The sequence below is a fragment of the Hyphobacterium sp. genome, assembly GCF_965228115.1.
Classification (GTDB): Bacteria; Pseudomonadota; Alphaproteobacteria; order Caulobacterales; family Maricaulaceae; genus Hyphobacterium.
The window spans coordinates 825,268-850,001 of the sequence record NZ_OZ245794.1; the positions used below are offsets into that span (position 1 = coordinate 825,268).

General features: G+C 59.4%; 26 protein-coding genes. 6 read left to right on the forward strand and 20 right to left on the reverse strand.

The annotated features are described in order from the left end of the window. Positions 1–70: 70 nt before the first annotated feature. The 3 genes from ACO079_RS04560 to ssb all read right to left on the reverse strand — a co-directional run bounded on the left by ACO079_RS04560 (position 71) and on the right by ssb (position 1,840). Positions 71–355, reverse strand: coding sequence for a hypothetical protein (locus ACO079_RS04560; protein WP_421792126.1), 285 nt, complete (start codon positions 353–355; stop codon positions 71–73). Between the two features lie 268 nt (positions 356–623). Next, complete coding sequence (locus ACO079_RS04565; protein ID WP_421792127.1) at positions 624–1,367, reverse strand: hypothetical protein; 744 nt, start codon at positions 1,365–1,367, stop codon at positions 624–626. After that, positions 1,367–1,840 (reverse strand): single-stranded DNA-binding protein, encoded by a 474-nt coding sequence (gene ssb / locus ACO079_RS04570; protein WP_421792128.1) that lies wholly within the window; start codon positions 1,838–1,840, stop codon positions 1,367–1,369. The genes ACO079_RS04565 and ssb overlap by 1 nt, the downstream gene beginning before the upstream one ends. A 125-nt stretch (positions 1,841–1,965) precedes the next feature. On the opposite strand from ssb, the gene uvrA reads away from it, so the two are divergent. Continuing rightward, complete coding sequence (uvrA, locus tag ACO079_RS04575; RefSeq protein WP_421792129.1) at positions 1,966–4,857, forward strand: excinuclease ABC subunit UvrA; 2,892 nt, start codon at positions 1,966–1,968, stop codon at positions 4,855–4,857. 14 nt (positions 4,858–4,871) lie between these two features. Here uvrA and ACO079_RS04580 read toward each other — a convergent pair whose 3' ends face one another. From ACO079_RS04580 to ACO079_RS04600, 5 genes are all read right to left on the reverse strand, one after another. Then, positions 4,872–5,768, reverse strand: a complete 897-nt coding sequence (locus ACO079_RS04580; RefSeq protein WP_421792130.1) for a hypothetical protein — start codon at positions 5,766–5,768, stop codon at positions 4,872–4,874. A 69-nt stretch (positions 5,769–5,837) separates the two neighbouring features. After that, positions 5,838–6,833 (reverse strand): hypothetical protein, encoded by a 996-nt coding sequence (locus ACO079_RS04585; protein WP_421792131.1) that lies wholly within the window; start codon positions 6,831–6,833, stop codon positions 5,838–5,840. Between the two features lie 68 nt (positions 6,834–6,901). Next, positions 6,902–7,798, reverse strand: coding sequence for a hypothetical protein (locus ACO079_RS04590; protein WP_421792132.1), 897 nt, complete (start codon positions 7,796–7,798; stop codon positions 6,902–6,904). Positions 7,799–7,837: 39 nt separating this feature from the next. Further along, the gene (locus ACO079_RS04595) at positions 7,838–8,674 is read right to left on the reverse strand and encodes a hypothetical protein (RefSeq protein ID WP_421792133.1); all 837 of its coding nucleotides are present in this window, start codon (positions 8,672–8,674) and stop codon (positions 7,838–7,840) included. Beyond that, on the reverse strand, positions 8,674–9,822 hold the full coding sequence (locus ACO079_RS04600) for an energy transducer TonB (protein ID WP_421792134.1): 1,149 nt from the start codon (positions 9,820–9,822) through the stop codon (positions 8,674–8,676). Before ACO079_RS04600 ends, ACO079_RS04595 begins: the two co-directional genes overlap by 1 nt. Before the next feature lie 102 nt (positions 9,823–9,924). Between ACO079_RS04600 and trmFO the strand changes: the two genes are divergently transcribed. Continuing rightward, positions 9,925–11,316, forward strand: coding sequence for a methylenetetrahydrofolate--tRNA-(uracil(54)-C(5))-methyltransferase (FADH(2)-oxidizing) TrmFO (gene trmFO / locus ACO079_RS04605; protein ID WP_421792915.1), 1,392 nt, complete (start codon positions 9,925–9,927; stop codon positions 11,314–11,316). Positions 11,317–11,391: 75 nt separating this feature from the next. After that, entirely contained in the window at positions 11,392–13,317 is a 1,926-nt protein-coding gene (locus tag ACO079_RS04610) for a prolyl oligopeptidase family serine peptidase (RefSeq protein WP_421792135.1), read from the forward strand. On the opposite strand, the gene ACO079_RS04615 is transcribed toward ACO079_RS04610, so the two are convergent. Beyond that, positions 13,314–14,135 carry a squalene/phytoene synthase family protein gene (locus ACO079_RS04615; protein WP_421792136.1) on the reverse strand — a complete coding sequence of 274 codons (822 nt, stop codon included), beginning with the start codon at positions 14,133–14,135 and terminating at the stop codon, positions 13,314–13,316. The genes ACO079_RS04610 and ACO079_RS04615 overlap by 4 nt on opposite strands. 110 nt (positions 14,136–14,245) lie before the next feature. On the opposite strand from ACO079_RS04615, the gene ACO079_RS04620 reads away from it, so the two are divergent. Further along, complete coding sequence (locus ACO079_RS04620) at positions 14,246–14,851, forward strand: superoxide dismutase (protein WP_421792137.1); 606 nt, start codon at positions 14,246–14,248, stop codon at positions 14,849–14,851. Between the two features lie 66 nt (positions 14,852–14,917). On the opposite strand, the gene ACO079_RS04625 is transcribed toward ACO079_RS04620, so the two are convergent. From ACO079_RS04625 to surE, 7 genes are all read right to left on the reverse strand, one after another. Continuing rightward, positions 14,918–15,526, reverse strand: coding sequence for a urate hydroxylase PuuD (locus tag ACO079_RS04625; RefSeq protein ID WP_421792138.1), 609 nt, complete (start codon positions 15,524–15,526; stop codon positions 14,918–14,920). Between the two features lie 110 nt (positions 15,527–15,636). Then, positions 15,637–16,605, reverse strand: coding sequence for a protein translocase subunit SecF (secF, locus tag ACO079_RS04630; RefSeq protein WP_421792139.1), 969 nt, complete (start codon positions 16,603–16,605; stop codon positions 15,637–15,639). Between the two features lie 10 nt (positions 16,606–16,615). Beyond that, positions 16,616–18,193: a protein translocase subunit SecD gene (gene secD / locus ACO079_RS04635; RefSeq protein WP_421792140.1), complete on the reverse strand. Its 1,578-nt coding sequence runs from the start codon at positions 18,191–18,193 to the stop codon at positions 16,616–16,618. Between the two features lie 6 nt (positions 18,194–18,199). Further along, on the reverse strand, positions 18,200–18,574 hold the full coding sequence (yajC, locus tag ACO079_RS04640; protein WP_421792141.1) for a preprotein translocase subunit YajC: 375 nt from the start codon (positions 18,572–18,574) through the stop codon (positions 18,200–18,202). A gap of 84 nt (positions 18,575–18,658) precedes the next feature. Beyond that, positions 18,659–19,648 carry a peptidoglycan DD-metalloendopeptidase family protein gene (locus tag ACO079_RS04645; RefSeq protein ID WP_421792142.1) on the reverse strand — a complete coding sequence of 330 codons (990 nt, stop codon included), beginning with the start codon at positions 19,646–19,648 and terminating at the stop codon, positions 18,659–18,661. 82 nt (positions 19,649–19,730) lie between these two features. Further along, positions 19,731–20,378 carry a protein-L-isoaspartate(D-aspartate) O-methyltransferase gene (locus ACO079_RS04650; protein WP_421792143.1) on the reverse strand — a complete coding sequence of 216 codons (648 nt, stop codon included), beginning with the start codon at positions 20,376–20,378 and terminating at the stop codon, positions 19,731–19,733. Positions 20,379–20,385: 7 nt separating this feature from the next. Next, positions 20,386–21,174 (reverse strand): 5'/3'-nucleotidase SurE, encoded by a 789-nt coding sequence (gene surE / locus ACO079_RS04655; protein ID WP_421792144.1) that lies wholly within the window; start codon positions 21,172–21,174, stop codon positions 20,386–20,388. A gap of 124 nt (positions 21,175–21,298) precedes the next feature. Here surE and ACO079_RS04660 point away from each other — a divergent pair, with 124 nt between their 5' ends. Beyond that, positions 21,299–21,526 carry a hypothetical protein gene (locus ACO079_RS04660; RefSeq protein WP_421792145.1) on the forward strand — a complete coding sequence of 76 codons (228 nt, stop codon included), beginning with the start codon at positions 21,299–21,301 and terminating at the stop codon, positions 21,524–21,526. After that, positions 21,523–21,900, forward strand: coding sequence for a type II toxin-antitoxin system death-on-curing family toxin (locus ACO079_RS04665; protein WP_421792146.1), 378 nt, complete (start codon positions 21,523–21,525; stop codon positions 21,898–21,900). The genes ACO079_RS04660 and ACO079_RS04665 overlap by 4 nt, the downstream gene beginning before the upstream one ends. Here the strand turns inward: ACO079_RS04665 and serS are convergent. The 4 genes from serS to ACO079_RS04685 all read right to left on the reverse strand — a co-directional run bounded on the left by serS (position 21,897) and on the right by ACO079_RS04685 (position 24,723). Continuing rightward, positions 21,897–23,174 (reverse strand): serine--tRNA ligase, encoded by a 1,278-nt coding sequence (gene serS / locus ACO079_RS04670; protein WP_421792147.1) that lies wholly within the window; start codon positions 23,172–23,174, stop codon positions 21,897–21,899. The two genes, ACO079_RS04665 and serS, sit on opposite strands and share 4 nt — an antisense overlap. A 65-nt stretch (positions 23,175–23,239) precedes the next feature. Beyond that, on the reverse strand, positions 23,240–24,049 hold the full coding sequence (gene tatC / locus ACO079_RS04675; protein WP_421792148.1) for a twin-arginine translocase subunit TatC: 810 nt from the start codon (positions 24,047–24,049) through the stop codon (positions 23,240–23,242). Continuing rightward, the gene (tatB, locus tag ACO079_RS04680) at positions 24,046–24,468 is read right to left on the reverse strand and encodes a Sec-independent protein translocase protein TatB (RefSeq protein ID WP_421792149.1); all 423 of its coding nucleotides are present in this window, start codon (positions 24,466–24,468) and stop codon (positions 24,046–24,048) included. Before tatB ends, tatC begins: the two co-directional genes overlap by 4 nt. A 9-nt stretch (positions 24,469–24,477) precedes the next feature. Continuing rightward, positions 24,478–24,723 (reverse strand): twin-arginine translocase TatA/TatE family subunit, encoded by a 246-nt coding sequence (locus ACO079_RS04685; protein WP_421792150.1) that lies wholly within the window; start codon positions 24,721–24,723, stop codon positions 24,478–24,480. Positions 24,724–24,734: the final 11 nt, after the last annotated feature.

A 24,734-nucleotide genomic window follows, 5' to 3' on the forward strand; every position in this document is an offset into this window, starting at 1 on the left:
CAGCCTCCGGCGATCCAGTGCGCCGGACAGGCAAATCGCCGGGTCAGGAATCACCAGCGGAAACGAACCTTCAAGCTAGCCGGAAACCCGTTGATTTACAAACATCGAAGGCCGCTCGATCACACCTGCGGCTTTCCCTAATCACACGCAATGAACGGCCTAACGTGTCCGCCATGAACTCACGGAAACTCAGCTGATTGTCGCCATCGCTATCGAGCTCTGTCACACGGCGCTCAGCCGCCTCCAGCGCCTCTTGGCCGGGCGCAAATCCGGTCTCTCCCGGCGCGATCGCCAACTCGTTAATCGACACCACTTCATCCACATTCCGATCCAGTAAGACGAAGCTGGCGCGCATCAATCATTTCCCGGACCGCTTCGCGGAGGCGGGTTCCGCGTTCTTCGCAGCGTTTCAGAAAAGCCTGTTTCATCGAGTACGGCACGCGCACTTCGATCATCTCGCTTTTCTTTTTGGGCCGCTTGGCGTTCGGGTCATTCTACTCTCCTCGTGTTGTCCGGTCGGGCAACAAGGCACAAAGCCCAGACTGCCGGAAGACGCCGACAGTTTGAGGAAACGCCTGTTCCAACACGAGAAAATATGTGTCCGGACACGCCGGAGTTCGGCCCTAGGGCTGCTCCGTCAATTCGCGCGTGCCCATCGTGATCGCCAGCAGCGCCTGATTTTCGCGAATATTGCGGATCACGCTTTGCTGGATATCCGGCCACAGGGCTTCGCCTTTCAACCATTCCGCTTGCGGCATGGCCGCATTGTTGGCTGCGGCATAATAAGCGCTGTCCGACCCGGAACAGATCCACCAGGGCGAAGCGGTACTGTTGAAAATATCATTCGACGAAAGCAAGCGATCCAGCGCCGCCTGCATACGCTGGGTCCGCGGCGTGATCTGGCCATCGGTGGTGATGTTCATCAAGGCGGCCACTTCCGCACCGGCCATATCCGTCATCACCGGCAGGCCATGTACGGCGGTTGAGTCCACACAGCGGCGTGCATCATAGATCGTCCGCGCCCGTGCGAGTAAAAACACATAAACCGACTGATCCGGATTGAAGGAAGCAAATCGCCGCGCGGATTCATACAGGAAAGCCGGCGGAATCGTATCCCGTACCGAATAAAGACGCTCGGCAATCTCGCGGTCACGCGAGGCCGGCTCTGCCCGCAGAAGGCCGACTTCGGAAAGCACTTCGCCCCAGGCCGACTGGCCAATAACAAATTGGGCCACCTGCCCATCCGGCGTCTGAATCTCTTGAAGCTGCGGATACCGGGTGCCGCCAAACTCGGTGTTCTGAGCTGCGGCCAGACCCGACATCATGATCGCGGCCAGAAGGCCGCCAAAAATACTCTTACGCGTCATCAAAACGGAATCTCGTCATCCATGTCGTCATTCCGGAAATTGTCGCGATTGTCGGACACCTGTCCGCTGCCACCGGAACGATCGCTCGCACGATCATAGCTGCCCCCGCCCTGATTGTCGCCACGGCTATCCAGCATCTGCAGTTCACCCCGATAGCGCTGTAAAACAATTTCAGTCGTGTAACGGTCATTGCCGTCACGGTCCTGCCACTTGCGGGTTTGCAGCTGGCCTTCGATGTAAATTTTCGAACCCTTGCGCAGATAGTTCTCCGCCACCTTGCAGAGGTTCTCGTTAAAAATCACTACGTTGTGCCACTCGGTTTTTTCTTTTCGCTCACCAGATCCTTTGTCCCGCCAGTTTTCGGAGGTCGCAATCCGCAGATTGCAAACCGGGTCGCCAGAGTTTAATCGGCGCATTTCCGGATCGGCTCCGAGATTGCCTACGAGTATCACCTTGTTGACGCTGCCCGCCATTTGCCCATCTTCCCTTCTCTGCTGGTGCCTGCCTTAACGGTAGACCCACACATGATGTTCACATAATGTTCTCGCGGTCAATTGCGCGATTCCCTGCAGTTGAACGCACCAAGAGGTTCGAGTCTATGGCCGATACCATGAAGTCCATTCGCGTCCAGGGCGCGCGCGAACACAATCTAAAGAACGTCACGCTGGAGATTCCGCGCGACGAGCTGATTGTGTTCACGGGCCTGTCCGGCTCGGGCAAATCCTCACTGGCCTTCGATACCATCTATGCCGAGGGTCAGCGCCGCTATGTGGAGAGCCTTTCCGCCTATGCGCGTCAGTTTCTGGAGCTGATGAGCAAGCCGGATGTGGATTCCATTGAAGGACTTTCCCCGGCCATCTCGATTGAACAGAAAACCACCTCGAAAAACCCGCGCTCGACCGTCGCGACTGTCACCGAGATCTATGACTATATGCGCCTGCTCTGGGCGCGAGTTGGCATCCCCTATTCACCCGCCACGGGACTGCCGATTGAAAGCCAGACGGTCAGCCAGATGGTCGACCGGCTGATGGAGCTGGAAGAAGGCTCGCGGCTCTACCTGCTGGCGCCTGCCGTGCGCGGACGCAAAGGCGAATACCGCAAGGAATTCGGCGAATGGCTGAAAGCCGGCTTTCAACGCGTGAAAGTCGATGGCGAGTTTTATTCCCTCGAAGAACCGCCCACGCTGGATAAAAAGTACAAGCACGACATTGATGTGGTCGTGGACCGGGTCATCGTGCGCGAAGGCATGGAACAGCGCTTTGCGGAATCCCTCGAAGCGGCACTGAAAATCGCCGACGGTATCGCGGTCGCCGAATTTGCGGACAAGGCTGAGGGCGAGGACGAGCCGCGCCGGATCATCTTCTCGGAGAAATTCGCCTGCCCGGTGTCTGGCTTCACGATTGAAGAAATCGAACCACGCCTGTTTTCCTTCAACAATCCGTTTGGCGCCTGCCCGGCCTGTGATGGTCTGGGACAAACGCTGAAATTCGACGAACAGCTCGTCGTGCCCGATCGCGGCAAGAGTTTGTATGACGGCGCAGTGGCACCGTGGAGCCGCACGACCTCAAAGCTCTATCAACAGACGCTGACAGCCCTCGCCGATCATTTCGGCGCGTCCATGTTCGAGCCCTGGCGCGACCTGTTGGATGATTTCAAGAAAGTCGTTCTTTACGGGACGAAAGAGAAGATAAAATTCAAATACGAGGACGGGCTTCGGACCTTCGAGACGACCAAAACCTTCGAAGGCGTTATTCCCAATCTGGAGCGCCGCTGGCGGGAGACCGATTCCAGCTGGGTACGCGATGATCTCGCCCGCTTTCAATCCTCCCAACCGTGCGAAACCTGCGGCGGCAAGCGTCTGAAACCCGAAGCTTTGGCGGTAAAAATCGCGGGGACGGACATCTCCGACGCCAGCCGGGTTTCAACCCGCGAAGCGGCAGAGTGGTTCGGCGAAGTGGCTGAAGGTTTCACGCCGAAAGAGAAGGCCATTGCCGAACGGATTTTGAAGGAAATCCGCGAGCGCTTGAAGTTCCTGGTCGATGTGGGTCTGGATTATCTCACGCTGGACCGGGCCTCCGGTACGCTCTCAGGTGGAGAAAGCCAGCGCATCCGCTTGGCCTCGCAGATCGGTTCGGGCCTGACCGGGGTGCTCTACGTGCTCGATGAGCCGTCCATTGGCCTGCATCAACGCGACAATACCCGCCTGCTGGAATCGCTTCAGGGGCTGCGCGATCTCGGCAATACGGTCATAGTGGTCGAGCACGATGAGGAAGCCATTCTGACGGCAGATCATGTCGTCGATCTGGGTCCGGCGGCCGGCGTCCATGGCGGGGAAATCGTCGCCTCTGGCAAGCCGGAAGAGATCAAGGCCAATCCAAAGAGCCTGACAGGGCAATACCTGTCCGGCACCCGTGAGATCGAGATCCCGGAGGCCCGCCGCAAGGGCAAAAAAGGCAAGAAGCTCATTGTTGAAGGCGCGACCGGCAACAACCTCAAAAACGTCACAGCGGAGTTTCCGCTCGGCGTTTTCCTGTGCGTCACCGGCGTGTCCGGCGGGGGCAAATCCACGCTGACGATCGAGACGCTCTACAAGGCGGCCGCACGCAAGCTGAATAAGGCCCAGAACGTGCCCGCGCCGTATGAGCGCATCAAAGGCCTCGAACATCTCGACAAGATCATTGATATCGACCAGTCACCGATTGGCCGGACGCCGCGGTCAAACCCGGCCACCTATACCGGCGCGTTCACGCCGATCCGCGAATGGTTTGCGGGCCTGCCGGAATCCAAAGCGCGCGGTTACAAGCCGGGCCGCTTTTCTTTCAATGTAAAGGGCGGGCGCTGTGAGGCTTGTCAGGGTGATGGCGTCGTAAAGATTGAAATGCACTTCCTGCCGGACGTTTTCGTGCCGTGCGATGTCTGTCACGGCAAGCGCTTCAATCGCGAAACGCTGGAAGTCACCTTCAAGGGCAAATCCATCGCCGATGTTCTGGATATGACGGTGGAAGAAGGCGCAGACTTCTTCAAGGCCGTGCCGGCGGTTCGCGACAAAATGGAAACGCTCAAACGCGTGGGCCTGGGCTATGTGAAGATCGGCCAGCCGGCGACGCAGCTTTCCGGCGGGGAAGCCCAGCGCGTCAAGCTGTCCAAGGAGCTATCCAAACGCGCGACCGGCAAGACGCTCTATATTCTGGACGAACCGACCACCGGCCTTCATTTCGAAGATGTCCGCAAGCTGTTGGAAGTGCTGCACGAGCTGGTCGAGACCGGAAATTCCGTGGTGGTGATCGAGCATAATCTGGACGTCATCAAGACCGCCGATCACCTGATTGATCTGGGTCCGGAAGGCGGCGATGGCGGCGGCGAGATCGTCGCCACCGGCACGCCAGAACAAGTCGCCGAGGTCGAGGCCAGCTGGACCGGCCGCTATCTCAAACCCATGCTGGACCGGGATGCTACACGCAAAAAGTCCAGGCGCAAGAAAAGCGCCTGACGGCGGCAATCCGCCTATTCAAACGTATCTGCGAGCGGACGTCCGCCATCATCAATCCGGAGCGCCGCATAGCAGGCAATCCCGCGCAGCATCGCCGCCGGGAAAATCGCCAGCGCCTGGAAGATGGCGTAGTAGACGATCAGCGAGCCCAGACCGGCCGAGCCGCCGCCGGGCAGCTGTCCATATTCGTTGAACGGCATGGCCGCATTAACCGACATGAGCACGAAATAGACAACGACGGCCGCCAGAACGGCCACGATCACACATCCCAGCAAGGGCCAGAAAATCTGGCGCGCACCGCGCATCCCTTCGATCAGGGAAACACGTTGGCGCAGGATGGTCAGCGCTGGCACGGGCGTAATGAGAATGCAGGCAAAGATGAACACACTCATGAACAGGATGAAGCCCAGCATTCCGCCGATAAACGCACCGGCCACGCCGCCGAAGCTGAACAGGAGCATGACGAGAAACATGCCGATGGTACTGACGACCAGGCCAATCAGCATCACCAGCAAGACCAGCACGCCCGCCAGCGCATAAACCAGCTCGTCGGCGCCGAGCCGGAAGGGGAACAGGCCTGTATTCTCGCCCCGGACGAACACGCGCAACCAGGCCGCCTCCAGAACAACACCAATAATCAGACCCACCGCCAGGTAGGGAAGCATGGCCGAAAAATAATTCCCGAAGGCGTTGAGCACCGCTTGGGTGTCGTCTGTCGTCGGATCCGGCCCCAGAGCCGAAACATCAGCCAGCGCCGCCATCTGAGGCCCCATCGCCTGCAGCTGGAGCGCGCTGATGACCGACCCGTACAGAATGGTCCAGACCGACAGGATCACAAAGGCGGACGGACGCGCGCGGATGACTTCAATGAAAAAGCCCAGCGCTTTGCCAAAATCGAATTCGAGCTTCATGGTACAATACGACTCCTGGCTGATATGCGTCTTACAGACCAGCCGGGAGCGAAAGGCAAGCCAAACCGGTCAGCCGGCGGGCGAAGTATCCACAGGCGCAGCGTCAGCCCGGTTATTGATCGCGATGTAAGCGCCCACGCTGTGCCAGATGGCCTCGATGATGGTTTGCATGAAGACCGACAGGGTTCCAATGGCGATAAAGGTCCCGATCGTGGCGGGCGACGTGAAGAGCTCGCCGAACAAGGCGCGGACTTCCTCGACACTCGGATCGTGGCCGGTTTCAGCCATCTGAATGAATTCACCCATCACCGGAAGCAGCGCGCCAAGAAACGCCAGATTGAGAACCACGCCAACTACAGAGCCCACAACCGCCACCAGGATGATGACGACCACATACGCGCCCAGCACCGGCCAAAACTTGCCCTTGGTCGCGCTCCAGGCCGGAAAGGCGATGCGGCGCTCCAGTATCGTCGTAGCGGGTGCGGCAGAGATCCGGACGCCGATAAAGATGGCGGCAATCAATCCCAGCATCAAAACCAGAAAAACGCCAAAGCCGCCCGCAAGGCCTGCGCCCAGCTCTCCGCCGCCGCCCGCGCCTACGGCCAGCGCCATTCCGCCGCCGACAATGGCAAAGGCGAGCCCGAACACAATCTGGAACGCTATCAACAGGGCTATCAGACCCAGATTGGTGACAAATAGGCGTCCTTCATCTCCGCCCAACCGGAACGGAATGACCGCCGCCATTTCGCCGCGCGTCAGAAGGCGCAACCAGGCGGCTTGTGCCATCAGGGCAATCAGAATGGCCCCGATGGTCACCAGCGGAATAAAGGCGAACATGCCCCCCATCCGCTCGAGCACTTCCATATCCGTCGGTTCCTGACCGCTGATCGCCATATTGATTAGCCAGATGTAGAAATCGCCAACCAAAAGCCAGCCAAGATAGACCAGACCGCCGTAAAAAACCGTCTGCCACAGGCCAATCCAGATCACCGCGGCGGGTTTCTCGCCCGCTACTCGGAAAAAATGGAATACGGCATCGCCGAAATCAAACGCACGGGTGCTCATGTACACCTCCCTGTCATCCCGCTCTTATTGTGCGGACAACAGAGGAAACCGCTAGAGGGAACGGAAAACTACTCGTCCCCGCCCCACGCGCGGTAGAGCGCAGCGGTCAGCCCGGCAAACAGTGGTGTCGTCAGGAAGGCGGCCAGCCAGCCATGGACAAAGGCCAGAGGGGCATAAACCGCCCAGCTGGCCACAAACCCGTCCGGACCGAACAGGCGGGCGGGTTGATGCACGGGTGTTGCAAAGCCTTGCTCGGCCAGAACGCCAAATCCATGCACGATCAGGCCAGCCGGAACAAAGCACAGGATCGCGCCCAGAACGACGGCAAAGCCGCGTTTCCTGGTCATCGCCATGACGGACAGCGCCTGCACTTTGCGCCGTGCAATACTGGCTGCCGGGGCCAGCAACAGCCGGCCGGCAAACCCGCCCAGCAAGATCAGGAAAAAACCGCCAATCAGAATGGCCAGCCCCCATTCTACCGGACCATAATAGGCCGCAAGCTCGGGAATATTGCCGCTGACCACCGGGTCTTCCGGCGCCAGCCCGGCCTCATCGCGCGAAACCATCGAAACCGCGCCCATGATGGACGCGAAGGCCACGGCCGCGATGCCGCCGCCAATAAAGATCAGGAAAAAGATCAGCGCCCAGCTGGCCGCCAGCTTCAGCTCGTCCGCGCCGAACTGCAGCCCCAGCACGCCTTCCGCTTTTCCCCGCAACACTATGCGAAACAGGGCGGCCTGGGCCATGACGGTGGCAAAATACCAACCGGCCAGAGCAATCAGATAAGCGCCCCAATTCGACGCGGCAAATTCGCTCGTGACCGCGCCGGTCCGATAGGTCAGCGCCACTGCGGCAAGGCCGGGCGGGATCGCCACAATCGCGGCCATCCCGGCATTCTGATGGAAAAAGGCCAGCGTCCGGACGATCGCGCCGGGCAAGGCGGTGAAGGAAGACAGTCGTGTCATGGCCGCGAAACTATACCCGGAACGCCGCCGGGCAATGGGTCAATTGCTGTCGGGGGCTTTGTCCGCAGGATCGTATCCCGGCAGGCACGCCGCCGCCTCCTCTTCCGCAAGAAACCATCCGGTGGCGCAAGGGCTGAAACCGATGATCCTGTAATCATCCCAGTAATTCCACCGCATTTCCCGGCCCCTTAGCGACCCGACGAAAGCGCTGGAAACTGGTCCCGGATAAGACAGGATTTGCCGCACATGACGGATTTCGCCATCCCGGTTGGTCTCGAGATCCAACACCACATAGGCCGTGTCGCGAACCTCTGAATCAAACCGGATATGAAAGCCGGGCAATTGTCCGCAAGCTTCTTGATCAACGCGGTAGGGGCGCTCGATATAGGCGCTGCCGAAGGCAAATATATCGTCAGGCGGGCTGATACCGAAATCATCGTCAAACGCTTCGGCAACCCTGACCCAATCCCGTTCCAAGGCATCCGTGCGGCGGTGAACCGTATTCGCGACATGAAAATAAAAGGCGGAGCCGCGCTCCCTCACAGCTTCCCGGGAAAACCCGGCGGCAAAGGCCAGCCGCGCAGCCAGCGGCGTCCAGGCACAGCGGCGATCCTCGAGCAAGCGCAAGGCGCTGGCCGACAACACGACGACCGCCTCCATATTGCCGACTTCCCAGGCCGATTGCGTGGCGAGGACCAGCAATTCTTCCCGGCCTGCGCATTCACCAATCAACTCGGACGCCTCGATGATCTGATCCGCGCCGCCCGCCCGGACCGCACGGCGTACTTCCAGGCGGTCGACAACTGCCTCACAAGCCTCAGGGTCGGGCGTTGCGGCCGTTGATTGCAACGCAGCGGCTACAAGTGCAAGAAGCATCAGTTCTCCATATAAAATTCCATCCGCACCACAATGTCCTCGCGGTCGACCGGGACACCATCGACCATGGCTGGCCGATACTCCCAATCTCTCAGGGCCCGCAGGCTGGCTTCACCGAACGATGTGACGGGAATGGAATAGACCGCTTCGGGGTCGATGATTTCTCCTTCGGAGGTGACATCAAACCTTAGCAACGCAAAGCCACTGATTCCGGCCATCGCCGCATCGTCGGGATATCGGGGCGGTCGCCGCTCGACCGGCTCGGCATCCAGAACGTCCACTGCCTCGCCAAACTGGCTGGCCCAATCAAAGGGGTAACACCCTTCACCATTGGTGGAACATTCTGCTGGCGCATAGCCACTGTCGCGAAGCCGGCGAAGCAGTTCGGCCCGTTCACCGGGTTGCAGTTCGCCGCGAATATAGCTCGCCCAGGCGGTCGCGATTGCGCTGGCATCCGGGCCCGAGCCAATCGCGTTATTGATGTAGCTGGAGATCGTCAGATAATAGGCAGCGTCTTCCTCCTGGCGTCTCACAGCAGAGCTCAACCCAGCGAGAAATGTCAGGCTGGCGGTGTCGTCATTCTGGACAGGGCCGATATCACCGAGTGCTTCCATCGCCTCCTGCGCAAAGTCACCACCGCGTATCGCTTCACGATCATTCATATGAGCAAACGCCCGCAGCATGTTGCCGTGATAGAGGCCAACCGAACGCGCCTCGCCTTCCGGCAAGCGCTCAAATCCCTGCACAGCTTCACGGGACAAACGCTTTGTCGCGCGATAATCCTGCAGCAGGAACCGCGCCTGCGCGGCATACCGCAAATAAGTAGATCTTGTTGCGACATCCTCATGACGACGTCCCATCAACTCCACTGCCCGTTCATAGGCTTCGGCGCTGCCTGCATTATTGCCAATTAATAGCGCGACTTCGCCGAAATTGGCCGCAAGAACGGTCGTCGTTTCCGGTGCAACGCCGCCCTCTTCCGCCGCGCGCCAGGCGGTTTCGGCCTGCCGGGCCGCTTCTGCCCAATTTTCCGCATCGAGAGCTGATTCATACGCGCGGTAGGCGTCCGCCACCGCCTGCGGCAATCCCTGCGCACTCGCAGAGGCAGCCAGTAACAAACCGCACAAAAGAGCGATCAGAACACGCATGAAACTCCCCATTTCCAACTTGCCGGAACTCTACACGCCTGAGGCGAGTTTGCGAAGGGGGCTTGGGGAAAAGCGGCGAAGGGATTATATCCCCGCGCCATGATGAAACCTGTTCACGTTATCGGCGGCGGCATGGCCGGATCCGAAGCCAGCTGGCAGCTCGCGCAAGCGGGCGTGCCCGTCATTCTGCACGAGATGCGCCCAGTGCGAAAAACCGAAGCCCACCAGACGGACGGCCTGGCAGAGCTGGTCTGTTCCAATTCCTTCCGCTCGGATGATGCCGAGAACAATGCCGTCGGCCTGCTGCATGAAGAAATGCGCCGGGCCAACTCGATCATCATGACCACTGGCGATATCAGCCAGGTGCCGGCAGGCGGTGCATTGGCCGTCGATCGGGAGCTGTTCTCGCAGCGCGTCACGCAAGCACTGGAAGACCATCCGCTGGTCACCATTGAACGCGGCGAAATTGCCGGCCTGCCGCCGGAAGAGTGGGACAGTGTGATTGTCGCGACCGGCCCCCTCACTTCCCCGGCGCTCGCCGAGGCCGTGCTGGAACTGACGGGCGAGGATTCGCTCGCCTTTTTTGATGCCATCGCACCGATCATCGAGACCGACAGCATCAATATGGATGTGGCCTGGATGCAGTCGCGCTATGACAAGGGTGAGACCGAAGCCGATAAAGCCGCCTACATTAACTGCCCGATGGATAAGGGCCAATACGAAGCCTTTCTCGACGCGTTGCTCAATGCGCCACAAACCGAGTTTAAAGACTGGGAAAAGGACACGCCCTATTTCGAGGCCTGCCTTCCCATCGAGGTGATGGCCGAACGTGGCCCGGAAACGCTGCGCTTTGGCCCGATGAAACCGCGTGGCCTGACCAACAAGCATAATCCCGATGTCAAACCCCATGCCGTTGTCCAGCTGCGCCAGGACAACCAGCTCGGCACGCTGTTCAACATGGTCGGCTTCCAGACCAAGCTGAAATACGGCGCTCAGGCCGAAATTTTCCGGATGATCCCGGGGCTCGAGAATGCCCGCTTTGCGCGGCTCGGCGGCATTCACAGGAACACCTTCCTCAACTCCCCCAAGCTGCTGGATAGCGAGCTACGCCTGAAAGCGCGGCCCTCACTTCGCTTTGCCGGTCAAGTCATCGGCGTGGAAGGCTATGTAGAAAGCGCCGCCATGGGCATTCTGGCGGGACGGTTCGCCGCGGCGGAACGCCTCGGCCAGCCAATGAGCGCACCGCCGGAAACCACGGCACTGGGTGCCTTGCTGACCCACGTGACAGGCGGGCATTTGTCCGGTCCAAAAGCCAGCTTCCAGCCGATGAATGTCAATTTCGGCCTCTTCCCGGCAATTGAAACGCCGCAGAAAACCGCAGACGGCAAGCGCATTCGTGGCAAGGAGAAATCCGTCGCCCGCAAACGTGCCATGAGCGCGCGCGCCCTGGCCGATATCGATGCGTGGCTGATGGATATGAAACAGGCCGCGTAAGGCCGGATCAAACCGGTTGAACTCGCGCTCAGGCTGAGTAACCATCCGGGACATCAAATGTCTCTGGGGGTTCTCATGCGTCGCTTTGCGATCCTGATCGGCTTCGTTTTTTTCGCTCTCGCGAATATTGGCCAGGCGGATGCCCGGCAATTAAGCGTAGACGCCTTTGCGCGCGATCCGGCGATTTCCTCGCCGGTCATTTCGCCCAGCGGTACGCATATCGCCTTCATCGCCAATCCGGATGGTACGCCCCGGATTGTGGTAGGAGAAATTTCGTCGGGCGAATTAATTTCCGCCGACATTTCCGAGATTCGCCCGGAAGCCGTTCGTTGGGCGGGAGATCGCTATGTTCTCCTGTCCGCCAGCGTTTCGCGGGGCAGCCGACGGGTCCACGGAAATCTTGATATCCACCGAACCGTCTCGATGGATATCGAGAATAATCTTGAATCCAGGCAATTGCTGGCAAATCTCGGATCGCGTTCTGCTCGCGTTGGGGGCGGACGTGTAATCGGCATTACGCCGGATGACCGCGTCATCATGATGCGGGAAACAGCGCTTGTTTCGGCTGATCCGAGCAACGGCCATGGCAGAAACTACGCTGTTGGAATTGATACGGCAGTGGGTTGGTATCTGGATGAAGACTCCAACCCCTTTGCCCGCCTAGAATATTCTAACCTGCACGATCAACAGCGTATTGTATTTACCGGGAATGGTGACCGGGTTGAAGCGGTTGAAATTCGTAACGCAACACAGCCGCATTTTTGGGGGCTCGGCCAGCTGCCCGATGGACGTTTCGCTATTCTGGAATATGCCCAGTTCTCGAACGCTTCCCGTAATGTGGTCCGGGCTGTAAATCCCGAAACGGGGGAGCGTGAGGACGTCATTTATTCTCATCCCCAATTTGATGTCGCCGGGGCCTCACTTGATCCCTACGACAATCAGATCGTGGCCATTCATTATACGGGTGAGAATTTCACCCACCCGGTCTGGCTGGACGAGGACTTGGGCGCTGTCCATGCCAGTTTGATGAGCCGCTTGCCCGAGGGAACGCCACCCCTGCAATTGTTGAACTGGGATGAAGCCCGGCGCCTGTTCGTGGTTGCGTTTGCGTTCGAAGACGCGCCTTCGGCCTATTTCCTCTACAATACTGAAGATGGCAGCCTGACCAATCTCGGCGCGCGTTTCCCGGAACTGGAAGGCACCACGCTGCCTCGCCGCCGGCTGATCAGCTATGCGGCCGTGGACGGAACGAACATCCCCGCCTATCTGACGCTGCCCGATACGCAAGGCCCGCATCCGCTGGTCGTGCTGCCGCATGGCGGTCCCGCAGCGCGCGACCAGGGCGGATATGACTCGCTGGCGCACTTTCTCGGTCATCGCGGCTACGCCGTCCTGCAACCGAATTTCCGGGGATCTGCCGGTTATGGCCATGCCTGGGAAACAGCCGGATTCGGTCAATGGGGAACCGGCGTCATGCAGACCGATGTCAATGATGGCGTCACCGCCCTGATCAATGCTGGTCTGGTTGACCCCAACCGGGTGTGCATTGGCGGCTTCAGCTATGGCGGTTATTCCGCTTTGGCCGGGGCGGCCTATACGCCGGATCTCTACCGTTGCGCCTTTGGCGTGGCAGGCCTCTATGACATTCCGGAAATGCTGGAATGGACGCAAGACCGGTTTGGCGAGTTTTCCTGGTTGCTGGATTATTGGGCGCTAGCCGTAACCGGCGATGAAGGCAGCCGGCGCCGCGAGATGGACCGCGTTTCGCCGCGCCATGCGGCTGAACACATCACCGCGCGCATCCTGTTGATTCACGGGCGTGACGACACGGTCGTACCCGTGGAACAATCGCGCATGATGAGGGCGGCATTGCGCCGCAACGGGCAGGAGCCGGCCTATCTGGAATTACCTTCCGCCGACCACTGGCTCTCGCGGGCGGAGAACCGGATCCGGATCTATCAGGAGATCGACGCGTTTCTGGCCGAAAACATCGGGAACTAGAGGCGGCCGGTCAGCGAGGCCCGGATCAGATCCAGCTGTCGGGCAAATTGCGGCCGGGCAAAGCCGGTCCGGTAAAGGTCGCCGGACTTCTTGGCCGTCTTCAGCGTCGCTCGTGCCAGCCTCGCCTGTCCGAGCACCGGAAACGCTTCTGCCGGACATGGCTCCGCACCCTGCAACTCGCCTAAAGCAGTATCCAGCGCCTCGATCACACCGGAAAAGGCCTGCCGGGCCAGTTCAGCTTCGCGTCCGGTCGCCAGCCGGTGCTCATTCAGACCGGCGGCCTCAAGATCTCGCGCCGGGATCAGCGGCAATTGCCGGCCAGCGCGGAACGCAAACTGCCGGACCCATTGCGCCAGACCCGAGGCGCGTGAAGCCGCCTGCATCATGTCGGGCGCGTCCATGGCCAGCACTTGCAACGCCAAGCCCATCACGCCTTCATGTTGCGCATCGACAAGTTCAAGCAGGCTTGCCATGTCGGTAATCGGTTCAGGTGACACTGCCGCTTCCAGCGCATCAATAAGGCCTATCAAGCCGGCCCGGGACAGGCCGGGCGTTTCAGCGGCGAGCGGCGCCAGACCTTCATAGGCCGCATGCCGGCGGATTTTTTGCGGGGAGGCGAAAAGATCAGCAACCGCCTCGCGATGCCAGGCAAAGCGCATGGCTTGAATGGCGGGCTCCTTTGCCCGGACCGGAATGTCTTCCACCTCTTCCAGCCAGCGATAGAACGCCAGCAATCGGCTACGCGCTGGCTCGGGCGCGAACATCGCCGCCAGCTCGCGATCGCTCTGAATTTTTTCCGCTTTAACTGCGTCTGTCATCGCAACATCATCATATTCCGGTGGAAAGCCCGTCCGAGCCTCCCATATGGAGAGCAGAGATAGAGCGCCCGCCTTGCGGCGTCCTGAACCAATGACAGATGGAGCTAAACATGGCCCACACCCTCCCCGACCTTCCTTATGCCGCTAACGCGCTGGAGCCGCATATTTCTGCGGAAACCTTCAGCTTTCATCATGGCAAGCACCACGCGGCCTATGTGACCAAGATGAATGCGGCAATCGAAGGCAAGCCGGAAGCTGATCTGTCCTTGCAAGACCTCGTCCGCAAAGCCGCCGCTGATGGCGATCAGGGTCTGTTTAACAATGCGGCCCAAACTTGGAACCACACCTTTTTCTGGAACTCGATGAGTCCCAATGGCGGCGGCGCGCCAACCGGTGATCTGGCCGATCGCATCGACCGCGATTTTGGCTCTCTAGAAGGTTTCAAGAACGCTTTTGCCGACGCTGGCGCGACCCAGTTCGGATCCGGTTGGGCCTGGCTGGTCGTGAAGGATGGCAAGCTGGAGGTCCGCAAAACGCTCAATGCGGAAACGCCTCTGACCGAAGAGGGGGTTGTTCCCCTGCTGACGCTGGATGTCTGGGAGCACGCCTATTATCTCGATTTCCAGAACCGGCGTCCGGATTTCATCTCGGCCTTCCTGAATGATCTGATCAATTGGGAGTTCGCGGCGGAGAATCTGGCAAAATCCGGCCAATAGCGCAGCACAACCGGACACCAAAAGGCCCGCCAATTGGCGGGCCTTTCTCATTGCACGTAAAGCGCGTTAGCCAAACAGCGTCTGCGCGCCCGCCATCGCCACCAGCATGGGCAGCGAGAGCAATGTGTTTGTCCGCGAAAACAGCATGGCCGTTTTGGCGGCTTTCGGCTTGGCGTCAGCCTCGGCTTCGACCAGTCCCAGCGCGATTTTCTGATTGGGCCAGATCACGAACCAGACATTAAACGCCATGATCAGGGCGAGCCACATGCCGATGCCGATCACGATGTGATAGGGCACGGAGAAACCATTGAGCGCGCCCAGCGTCAGCGCATCGACCAGATAGCGATTGAGGTGCGCCACAATCAGGCCCGTCAGCACAGTGAAGGCTGCGCCCCAGCGGAACCAGAACAGGGCTTTGGGCGCGATATGCTTGCCGATCGCCGGTTTCTGCTCATCCGGGATTTCCGGCATTGTCGGAATCTGGACGAAGTTGAAATACCATAAGAGGCCGATCCACATGATGCCGGCCACGACATGGGTCCAACGGGCAACGGCTTCCCAGAAGCTGAGCATTCCAGGGGCCCAGTTCAGGAAAAAGATCGCCGCGAAAAAGATGATCGCCAGCGCCAGCGAAATGTGAATGGTCGTGCGAAGATTGCCGAGAATGGCAGCCATGTGTGAATCCCTCCCCGATTCGTTTCGAGGCTGACTCTATCACCCGGCCGGGTATTGCAAAATGCGCTTTCGCTTCGGTCCGATTGCGCCCGATCGGGCTTTCGCCCGGACTAGCCTTCCACCGTGTCGCGCTTAACTTTGGTGATCAACAAAAGCGGCGCCGCAATAAAGATCGAAGAATACGTGCCGATGATCACGCCAAAGATCATCGCAAACGCGAAGCCCTGCAGGGCCGCGCCGCCGAGCGCCCAAAGCGAGATCAGCGCCACTAGCGTGGTCACGGACGTCAGAATGGTGCGCGAGAGCGTCTTGTTGATCGCGCGGTTCAGCACGACTTCGAGCGGTTCTTTCTTGAACTTCCGCAACTTCTCACGGATCCGGTCATAGACCACGACGGTATCGTTCATCGAATACCCGACAATAGTCAGGATGGCTGCAATGGTCGAAAGGTTGAATTCCAGCTGGGTGATCGCGAACATGCCGATGGTGATGATGACATCATGAACCAGCGCCAGAACCGCCCCGACGGAATACTGCCATTCAAAGCGGAACCAGATGTAGATCAGCATCAAAACGAGCGCGACGATGATGGACGTCACACCGGCCTGGACCAACTCGCCGGAGACTTTCGGGCCGAGCACATTGATCGAGCGGAACTCAATGCCCGGATACTGGTCGGTCAGCGCGCCCTGAACGGCCAGATTGGCTTCCTGCTGGGCCTCTTCGGCTTCCAGGCCTTCGCCTTCCTGTGGCTGAACACGGATCAAGGCACAACGATTGCCGAAACAGTCGGATTCGGGGTCGATTTCCGACAGGCCTTGCAGCTCGATCGCGCCAAGCCCCAGCCCGTTCAGCAACCCCCGCATTTCATCAATCTTGTCGGCGTCGATCTCTTCCTCGGTGCGCACTTCCAGCGTCACACCTCCGGTAAAGTCGATACCGAAATTCAGGCCCATCGTCGCAAACGCGCCAATGGAGCCGATGATCATGGCCGCAGAGACAATGAAGGCAACAAAGCGCGCCTTGATGAAAGGAATGGTCGTATCGGACGGCAGTATGTTGACGAGCGCAAGGGACATGGGCCGTCTCCTAAATCGGGAGCTTTTTGGGCTTCAGCCCCTTCACCCACATCGCAATCAGCAGGCGGGAGAAGACGAAAGCGGTAAACACGGAAGTCAGGATGCCGATTCCCAGCGTCACGGCAAAGCCGCGCACCGGGCCGGCGCCCAGCATGTAGAGCACACCGGCGGCAATCAGCGTGGTGATATTGGCGTCCAGAATAGCCGAAAGGGCTTCGGAATAGCCTTTCTCGACCGCATTGGCAGGCGTTCGGCCCATCTTGGTTTCTTCGCGGATGCGCTCATAGATCAGCACATTGGCATCCACGGCCATACCGATGGTCAGGATGATGCCGGCGATGCCTGGCAGGGTCAAAGTGGCCTGTAAGCCAGATAACGCCCCGAGGATCAGCGTCACATTCAATAAAAGCGCAAGATTCGAGAAAATCCCGAACACCGAATAGGCGGCCAGCATAAACAGGATCACGCCGATAAAGCCGATAATGATCGCGATGCGGCCCTTATTGATGGAGTCCTGTCCCAGGCCCGGTCCGACCGAACGCTGTTCGACCACCGTCAGCTCGGCCGGCAAGGCACCGGCTTGCAGCAGCACGGCGAGGTCATTGGCTGTTTCGAAGGTAAAATTGCCCTCGATCACACCGGATCCGCCCAGGATGGGCCCGCGGATCACCGGCGAAGAAATCGCCACATCATCCAGCAATATGGCAAATCGGCGATTCACGTTCTGGGCGGTAACGCGGCCGAAGGCTGCTGCGCCAGTCGTATCAAAGCGGAACTCAACAACGGGCCGCCCCTCCTGGAAGGTAGACCCTGCATAAGTCAGGTTCTCTCCCGATACCATGGCGCGGCGCTCGATCGCGATAAAAGGTTCGCCCGCCGTATCTTGCGGCACAATCCGGACGCCCGGAGGGGTTCGCGCCTCGCCATCTGCCCCGACCGGTACGTCTTCGCGGACCAGATGGAAGGTCATGACAGCCGTCGTACCCACCAGTTCGATAATCCGTTGCGGATCGCTTTCACCCGGCACTTGTACCAGGATCCGCGCATCGCCCTGACGGGCAATCGTCGGTTCGGTCGTTCCGGTTTCATCAATCCGGCGGCGGATCACTTCGATGGACTGGGCAATGGTGCGGTCACGGATGTCGACCAGCGCCGCATCTGTCAGTTCCATCCGGATCGTCCGCTCTGCGTCATCGCGGCTAAACGATACGGAACGGGATTGCACACCCGTCAGCGTCCCATCACCCACCGGCCGCGACAATTCCTGCAGACGCGTATACGCGTCTTCCATGTCTTCTGCACGGGCAATACGGATCACGACCTGTTCCCCGATCACGGCGTTGGCCGCCGTGGGGATGACCGGCTGCTGGCGCAACACATTATTCGCCTCACTGGATAGTCCATCCAGCCGGTCGGCGGTCACGCCGGGCAGGTCGACTTCGAACACAAGGTGCGAGCCGCCCTGAAGGTCGAGACCCAGATTGACCGTCTGGCCGGGAACAGGTGAGAAATTCGGCGCAGCGAACCAGATGCCAAGAGCGGCAACAACCAGGACCAGCGCAATCTTCCAGTTGGCGAAATAGAGCATAAGCTCTTACCCCGATACGGTTTTGTCGGTTTTCTTATCCGCCTTTGCGTCGTTGGCGGCTTTCGGCTGAGTGCGGGATCTCACTTCGGAAATCGTCGCCTTCATGACGCGGACTTTCACGCCGGTCGCAATTTCGACCTGGGCTTCGGCGTCATCAACTTTCGTCACCTTGCCGAGAATGCCGCCGGAAGTGACAACCTCGTCTCCCTTGGACAGGGCGGCGACCATCTCCCGATGCTCCTTCATCCGCTTTTGCTGCGGGCGGATCAGCAGGAAGTAGAACACCACGAAGATCAGGATCAGCGGTGCAAACTGGATCAAGGCCGCCATCGCGCCCCCCGAACCACCGGAGGCTGCTGCGATCTGAATTGCGTCAAACATGTAAGTTGCCCCTTAAGCGAGCCGTTTATTGGAAGGTCGCGGGAATATATCGGGACGCGTCCGGCTTGCAACAAGGGTTGGCGGTTAACTTCCCGGCAGGTGTTGCATCGGGTCTTCAGGTGTCACGCCCCGGCGGATTTCAAAATGCACCTGCGGGGAATCGACCGAGCCCGTCGAACCGGCTTCCGCAATCAGCTGCCCCTGCTCGACCCGGTCGCCTTCCGCCACTAAAAGCCGGGAGTTGTGGGCATAAGCCGTAACAAAGCCTTGCGCATGGCGGATCAGGATCAATTCTCCAAATCCCTGCAGCTCGCCACCTGCATAAACCACCGTGCCCGCGGCTGATGCTCGAACGCTATCGCCCTCATCGGCGCGGATATTCACGCCATCATTGCGCTGGCCATCAGGTTTTGGACCGAAGGTGGAAACAATCTCTCCCTGGATCGGCCATTGGAAAACCACGGGCCCTGTAGGCTCTGGCACCTCTTCGCGCGGCGCAGCCGGACGCCGGGTTTGCGGTGGCGGATCGGATTCTTCTACACGCACCGGCGTGTCCCGTGTGGCCGGTGGACGCGAGGACTGGCTTCGCGTGGGTGGAGGTTCCAGCGACACGGTCCGCACATTACCGCCCGGCAGGTTCAGTACCTGCCCAACTTCAACCGCATAGGGCGGTGACATTCCATTGTGAGCCGCAAGATCAACCCAGCTCATATTATAGCGCAGGCCGATCCGGTAGAGATTTTCACCGCGGCGAACGGTGTGGGTGGACGGCCGGGGAAACGACAAATCCTGACCCGCATAAACCTGATAAGGCGGTGTCAGACCATTCGCAGAGGCGAGCTCCGACGTGCTGACCCCGCAGGATTCAGCGATTTCCGACAGCGTATCGCCGGATTGCACCGTATACCGCTCGCCCGGTCCGCAACGCGGCGAAGCAGACGTTCGGGTGACCTCTGGCGAAGGCCCGCTGGTGTTCTGCGTGCGATAATCGATCCTCGCCGGCTCGCGCGGTGCCGGCGTCGCGCACGCAGCCACGGCCACACACGTCAAAACAGGCAAAATGAGACGGATCATCGGCATGATCAGGCAAGTCACCACGGCAAACTGCCGGTCAGTAAGCCTGACAGGCGTTAATCACGCGTTAGCCAAACGCGAATCACAGCGCTTTGGCTTCACCATCCACAAGCGGGACAAAGCGCACCGCCATCATTGCGGTTTCCTGCAGCTCTCCGCCCTCGGTTTTGACATAACGCATCAGGGTTTGCGCTCCCTGATCATTATCAACCGGAATGACGGCAATACCGCCGGGTTTCAGCTGGTCCAGCAGCGTATCTGGCCGAACAGGGGCGCCGGCGGTTACCATGACCCGGTCGAACGGCGCCTGTTCGGGCCAGCCCTTTGTCCCGTCGCCAATCCTTGGCGTAACATTTGTCAACCGCAGACGCGCAAACCGCTCTTCGGCTTCTTTGGCCAACGTGCGGTAACGCTCGATCGTGTAGACCCGCCGCGCCAGCTTCGACAGGATCGCTGCCTGATAGCCCGACCCCGTCCCGATCTCCAACACCTTGCAGCGGTCATCAACTTGCAAAAGCTGGGTCATCATGCCCACGACCAGCGGCTGACTGATGGTCTGGCCGCAATCGATCGGCAGCGGCCGGTTCTCAAACGCCTGATCAGAAAACCGTTCCGGTACAAACACATCCCGCGGCGTGCGCTCGATTGCCCCCAGCACTTTTGCATCCGTCACGCCCTCTCCGCGCAAACGCATGACCAGCTGGATAACGCGTTCGTCTGGCGCACCCATCAAAGGATCACGTCCGGGGCGGAGCGCCGCCTATCCGGCGGCGCAATCGGTGATGGGTTTCCAGATGGGTCAGATCCACATGCAGCGGCGTCACCGAAATCCGCCCGCCCATCACGGCATGCAGATCATCCCCTTCTGCCGGGCTTTGTGGTGCGCCGCGAAAACCAATCCAGTAATAGTCCACGCCGCGCGGATCGGTGCGCTTGTCAGCATGAACAATGCCCTGATCGCGCCGGCCCTGCCGCGTAACTTCCACCTCGGTGATCTCTTCCGGTGCCCGATCCGGGAAGTTGATATTGATCAGCACATCCTCCGGCCAGCCTTCTTCGAGAAGCCGCCGGATAATGGGCGCGCCAAAAGTTTCAGCCGTTTCCCAGGGCACTTCGGCCTTGGGCAGATAGGAATAAACCTGACTGAGCGCGATGGAAGGGATACCCAGTTGCATGCCCTGCATCGCGCCCGCGACCGTGCCGGAAAACGTCACATCCTCGGCTATATTGCCGCCGCGATTCACACCGGACAGGACCAGGTCAGGCTTTTTATCCGTGATCAGATCCTGAATGCCCATCAGGACGGCATCGGTGGGCGTGCCGGTGATGGCAAAGGCCTTGTCCTCGACTTTGCGGACGCGCAAAGGCTCATGCAGGGTTAGCGAACGCCCGGCTCCGGATTGCTCTTCCGCAGGAGCGGCGATCCACACATCGTCGGACAATTCAGCCGCAATCTTGCGCAGCGATTTGAGACCGCGCGCGCGGATGCCATCATCATTGGTCAGAAGAATGCGGGGATTTATCATGAGCTCACCTTTGAGCACCCGTGTCTAAACGCTTTCAAACGATTGACCAGCCCTGAAATTCTGCCGGATTCAGTTGGCGATTCTTCGATTTCTTGATATATCATGATGAACATTGGAGACCGCCATGGGCGAACAACGCGAAAAATTTGCCACCCAGATGGATGCCGCTTTGCTGGCAGATCTGCGTGAACTGGCCCGTACAGAGGGCCGTCAAATCCAGGTTCTGCTGGAAGAAGCGGTACGCGGGCTGCTGGACGACCGCGACGGCGCTTCACGCAGGGAGAAAGTCAAAGCGCTGCACGAACGTGCCATCGACCGGTATGAGGACGTCTTCCGGAAGCTCGCCGAATGAGCCGTATCTGGCTGACGCTGGAGGATGTGCTCGACATTCATGCCCGGCAGATTGCGGAATTTGGTGGCTCGAACGGCTTACGGGATGCCGGCGCACTGGAAGCGGCCCTCTTCCGTCCCCGGTCTGGCTATTATGACGATTTGATTGCCGAAGCTGCGGCCCTCTGGGAAAGCCTGTCGCACAATCACGCCTTCATCGATGGCAATAAACGCACTGCATTAGCGTCGACGATCATCTTCCTCGGGCTGAATGGGGTTGAATTGACGGCCACACCAGACGCGCTGATGGACTTCCTTTTGCCGCTCTATGAGAAGCAACAACTGGAATTCAACACCTTGGAGGCCTGGTTGCGCGAAAACACGCGTGCCGTTTAAGCCCCCAGCACCTCAAGCCCGCCCATATAGGGTCGCAGCACATCCGGCACGGTAATCGTACCATCGGCATTCTGGTGGTTTTCCATGACCGCCAGCAAAGCACGTCCCGTGGCCACGCCAGAGCCATTCAGCGTGTGCAAAAATTCCGGTTTTTTCTCACCCTCGCGGCGGAAGCGCGCATTCATGCGCCGGGCCTGAAAGTCTCCGCAATTGGAGCAGGAGGAAATCTCGCGATAGGTTTTCTGGCTGGGCAGCCAGACTTCCAGATCGAAGGTCCGCCGCGCGCCAAAGCCCATATCGCCCGACGACAGCTTCATTACCCGGTAGGGCAATTCCAAGCGGCGCAGGACTTCTTCGGCGCAATTCGTCATGCGCTCGAGCTCGTCATCAGAGTCCTCGGGTTTCGTCACGCACACCATCTCGACCTTGTGGAATTGGTGCATACGGATGAGGCCGCGCGTATCGCGTCCCGCCGACCCGGCTTCAGAGCGGAAGCACGGCGTGAATGCTGTCAGGCGCGCCGGAAACTCGGCTTCAACATGAATATGTCCGCGGAACAAATTGGTCAGCGGCACTTCCGAGGTCGGCACCAACCAATAACCATTGTCCGTATGAAAGGAATCTTCGGCAAATTTCGGAAGTTGACCCGTGCCGAACATGGCTTCATCGCGCACCAGATAGGGCGGGCTGACCTCGGTAAAGCCGTGCTCTTGGGTGTGCAGGTCCAGCATGAATTGCGCGAGCGCGCGCTCCAGCCGCGCTAGACCACCGGTCAATACGGCAAAGCGCGAGCCCGACATCGCGGCGGCACGTTCGAAATCCAGCTGCTTCAGCCCTTCACCCAGATCAACATGATCCTTCGGCTCGAAGTCGAATTCTGACGGTTCGCCCCAGCCGCGCACCTCTTCATTGGCATCTTCATCTTCGCCAACCGGCACATCATCCGCCGGCAGGTTCGGCAATCCGGCAAGGTGCTGATTGAGGATTTCTTCGAACTTGGCGGCTTCTGTGCCGCTTTCTTCCAGAACCGATTTCAGGCGCTCGACTTCCGAACGCAGCCGGTTGAATTCGTCCTCATCGCCCTTCGCCTTGGCCTGTCCGATCTGCTTGGACAGGGCATTGCGCTGGGTTTCCGCCTCTTGCTGGCGGGTGACAGCCTCGCGCCATTTGCGGTCCAGCCGCAACAGCTCATCGGCCTGCGGCTCCAGGAAGCGCTTGGCGAGGCCAGCATCAAAAGCGTCGGGGTTATCCCGGATAAAGCGGATATCGTGCATGGGATTTGCTCTGCGTCGTGTTTCGCTGCGTGATAGCGAGGGCTTGTTGCACTTGCAACAAGCCGTTAGGGCGCAATGGTGTTTTCCTTGCGCTCGACCAGCTTCACCGCTCCGATCGAAATGCCATAAAGCGCCATGAGGACCGTACCCAGGATCACCTGGCTGATCGGGTCTGGCGGCGTCACAAAAGCCGCAAAGACGAACACACCGAGCAACGCAAACTTCCAGAACTTGATCAGCATGGCCGAGTTCACAATCCCTGCCATCCCCAACAGCATCAGCAATACCGGTAGCTGGAAACTGAGACCGAAGGCGAGGATCAGCGTGGTCACGAGATTGAGATAATCGGACACCCGCGTCAGCAACTGGATCGTTGGCCCGTCTCCGGAGGAAAGCTGTTCCTGCCCCAGCGCAAAACGCATCACAAAGGGCAGAACGAAGTAATAGACAAAGGCCATACCTGAAACGAACAGGGCCGGCGCGCCGATCAGGAAGGGCGCAAACGCCCCCTTTTCATTCTTGTAGAGACCCGGCGAGACAAAGCCGTAGATTTCATAGGCCAGCCAGGGAAAAGCCAGGATCAAAGCTCCGAAAAAGGCGAGCTTCACCTTTACAAAGAAAAATTCCAGCGGCGCGGTAAAGATCAGCTCAAGCGCCAGATCATCACCCCGCACCCGCGCGGCAGCATCCTCAAACGGCACCAGCAGGAAATTGTAGATCTGCTCGGCGAAGATGAAGCAGATGACGAACCCCACCGCGAGCACACAAACCAGACGGATCAGCCGCGTGCGCAGTTCGGTCAAATGCTCCAGCAACGGGGCCCGGCTCGCCTCGACGTCATCTTCGGGCGGGGATTCGACCAGCTTGTCCGTCATTTCTTGACCGCCGGTTCTTTTTCGGTCACGTCGGCATCAATAACGGCGTCGGGCTTGTGATCGATCTGCTCCGGCGGTTTTTCATCCTGTTTGGCTTTCTCTGCTGCCGCGATTTTCTTTTCCACGATGTCCTCGTGTTCCAGATCCGCCAGTTCACGGCGCACATCCTCCAGCTCGCGCTTCAACTCGTTTGCGGGATTGCCGGCTTTCAAGGCCTCGATTTCCTTGCGGAGGTCAGCCATTTCGGATTCGCGGCCCATCTCGTCGAAACTGCGCTGGAAATCGCGAGCCATGGCGCGCGCCTGGCCGACAAATCTTCCAATCCGCCGGAACATTTGGGGCAGGTCTTTCGGTCCGATGACGATCAGGGCCACCACCGCCAGGACCAGTAATTCAGGAGCGCCAAAGCCGGGATTCATATCCGGCTCCTAGTTCCGCGGCGTTTCTTCCTCGCGCTCGGAGGCGGCGCTGGAGGTGTCCGCATCCTCGCTGATCGAGGCCGTATTCGAGCTTTCCGAGGTGTTTTCCTCTTCTTCAGCCCCTTCTTTCAAACCTTTGCGGAAACTGGTGATCCCTTTGGCCACCTCGCCCATCAGGCCGGAAATCCGCCCTGCGCCGAACAACAGCACGACGAGCACAACGATAATCAGAATTTGCCAGACACCCGGTGCCATTCAGTCCTCCT

Coding starts and splice junctions, on each gene's coding strand:
- tatC (WP_421792148.1), bottom strand. CDS start 24,049: ATGACGGACAAGCTGGTCGAATCCCCGCCCGAAGATGACGTCGAGGCG.
- ACO079_RS04645 (WP_421792142.1), bottom strand. CDS start 19,648: ATGATCCGTCTCATTTTGCCTGTTTTGACGTGTGTGGCCGTGGCTGCG.
- ACO079_RS04620 (WP_421792137.1), top strand. CDS start 14,246: ATGGCCCACACCCTCCCCGACCTTCCTTATGCCGCTAACGCGCTGGAG.
- ACO079_RS04685 (WP_421792150.1), bottom strand. CDS start 24,723: ATGGCACCGGGTGTCTGGCAAATTCTGATTATCGTTGTGCTCGTCGTG.
- ACO079_RS04610 (WP_421792135.1), top strand. CDS start 11,392: ATGCGTCGCTTTGCGATCCTGATCGGCTTCGTTTTTTTCGCTCTCGCG.
- serS (WP_421792147.1), bottom strand. CDS start 23,174: ATGCACGATATCCGCTTTATCCGGGATAACCCCGACGCTTTTGATGCT.
- yajC (WP_421792141.1), bottom strand. CDS start 18,574: ATGTTTGACGCAATTCAGATCGCAGCAGCCTCCGGTGGTTCGGGGGGC.
- uvrA (WP_421792129.1), top strand. CDS start 1,966: ATGGCCGATACCATGAAGTCCATTCGCGTCCAGGGCGCGCGCGAACAC.
- ssb (WP_421792128.1), bottom strand. CDS start 1,840: ATGGCGGGCAGCGTCAACAAGGTGATACTCGTAGGCAATCTCGGAGCC.
- ACO079_RS04650 (WP_421792143.1), bottom strand. CDS start 20,378: ATGGGTGCGCCAGACGAACGCGTTATCCAGCTGGTCATGCGTTTGCGC.
- ACO079_RS04660 (WP_421792145.1), top strand. CDS start 21,299: ATGGGCGAACAACGCGAAAAATTTGCCACCCAGATGGATGCCGCTTTG.
- ACO079_RS04590 (WP_421792132.1), bottom strand. CDS start 7,798: ATGACACGACTGTCTTCCTTCACCGCCTTGCCCGGCGCGATCGTCCGG.
- ACO079_RS04585 (WP_421792131.1), bottom strand. CDS start 6,833: ATGAGCACCCGTGCGTTTGATTTCGGCGATGCCGTATTCCATTTTTTC.
- ACO079_RS04615 (WP_421792136.1), bottom strand. CDS start 14,135: ATGACAGACGCAGTTAAAGCGGAAAAAATTCAGAGCGATCGCGAGCTG.
- ACO079_RS04665 (WP_421792146.1), top strand. CDS start 21,523: ATGAGCCGTATCTGGCTGACGCTGGAGGATGTGCTCGACATTCATGCC.
- surE (WP_421792144.1), bottom strand. CDS start 21,174: ATGATAAATCCCCGCATTCTTCTGACCAATGATGATGGCATCCGCGCG.
- secF (WP_421792139.1), bottom strand. CDS start 16,605: ATGTCCCTTGCGCTCGTCAACATACTGCCGTCCGATACGACCATTCCT.
- trmFO (WP_421792915.1), top strand. CDS start 9,925: ATGAAACCTGTTCACGTTATCGGCGGCGGCATGGCCGGATCCGAAGCC.
- ACO079_RS04580 (WP_421792130.1), bottom strand. CDS start 5,768: ATGAAGCTCGAATTCGATTTTGGCAAAGCGCTGGGCTTTTTCATTGAA.
- ACO079_RS04595 (WP_421792133.1), bottom strand. CDS start 8,674: ATGCTTCTTGCACTTGTAGCCGCTGCGTTGCAATCAACGGCCGCAACG.
- ACO079_RS04560 (WP_421792126.1), bottom strand. CDS start 355: ATGCGCGCCAGCTTCGTCTTACTGGATCGGAATGTGGATGAAGTGGTG.
- ACO079_RS04600 (WP_421792134.1), bottom strand. CDS start 9,822: ATGCGTGTTCTGATCGCTCTTTTGTGCGGTTTGTTACTGGCTGCCTCT.
- ACO079_RS04565 (WP_421792127.1), bottom strand. CDS start 1,367: ATGACGCGTAAGAGTATTTTTGGCGGCCTTCTGGCCGCGATCATGATG.
- ACO079_RS04625 (WP_421792138.1), bottom strand. CDS start 15,526: ATGGCTGCCATTCTCGGCAATCTTCGCACGACCATTCACATTTCGCTG.
- tatB (WP_421792149.1), bottom strand. CDS start 24,468: ATGAATCCCGGCTTTGGCGCTCCTGAATTACTGGTCCTGGCGGTGGTG.
- secD (WP_421792140.1), bottom strand. CDS start 18,193: ATGCTCTATTTCGCCAACTGGAAGATTGCGCTGGTCCTGGTTGTTGCC.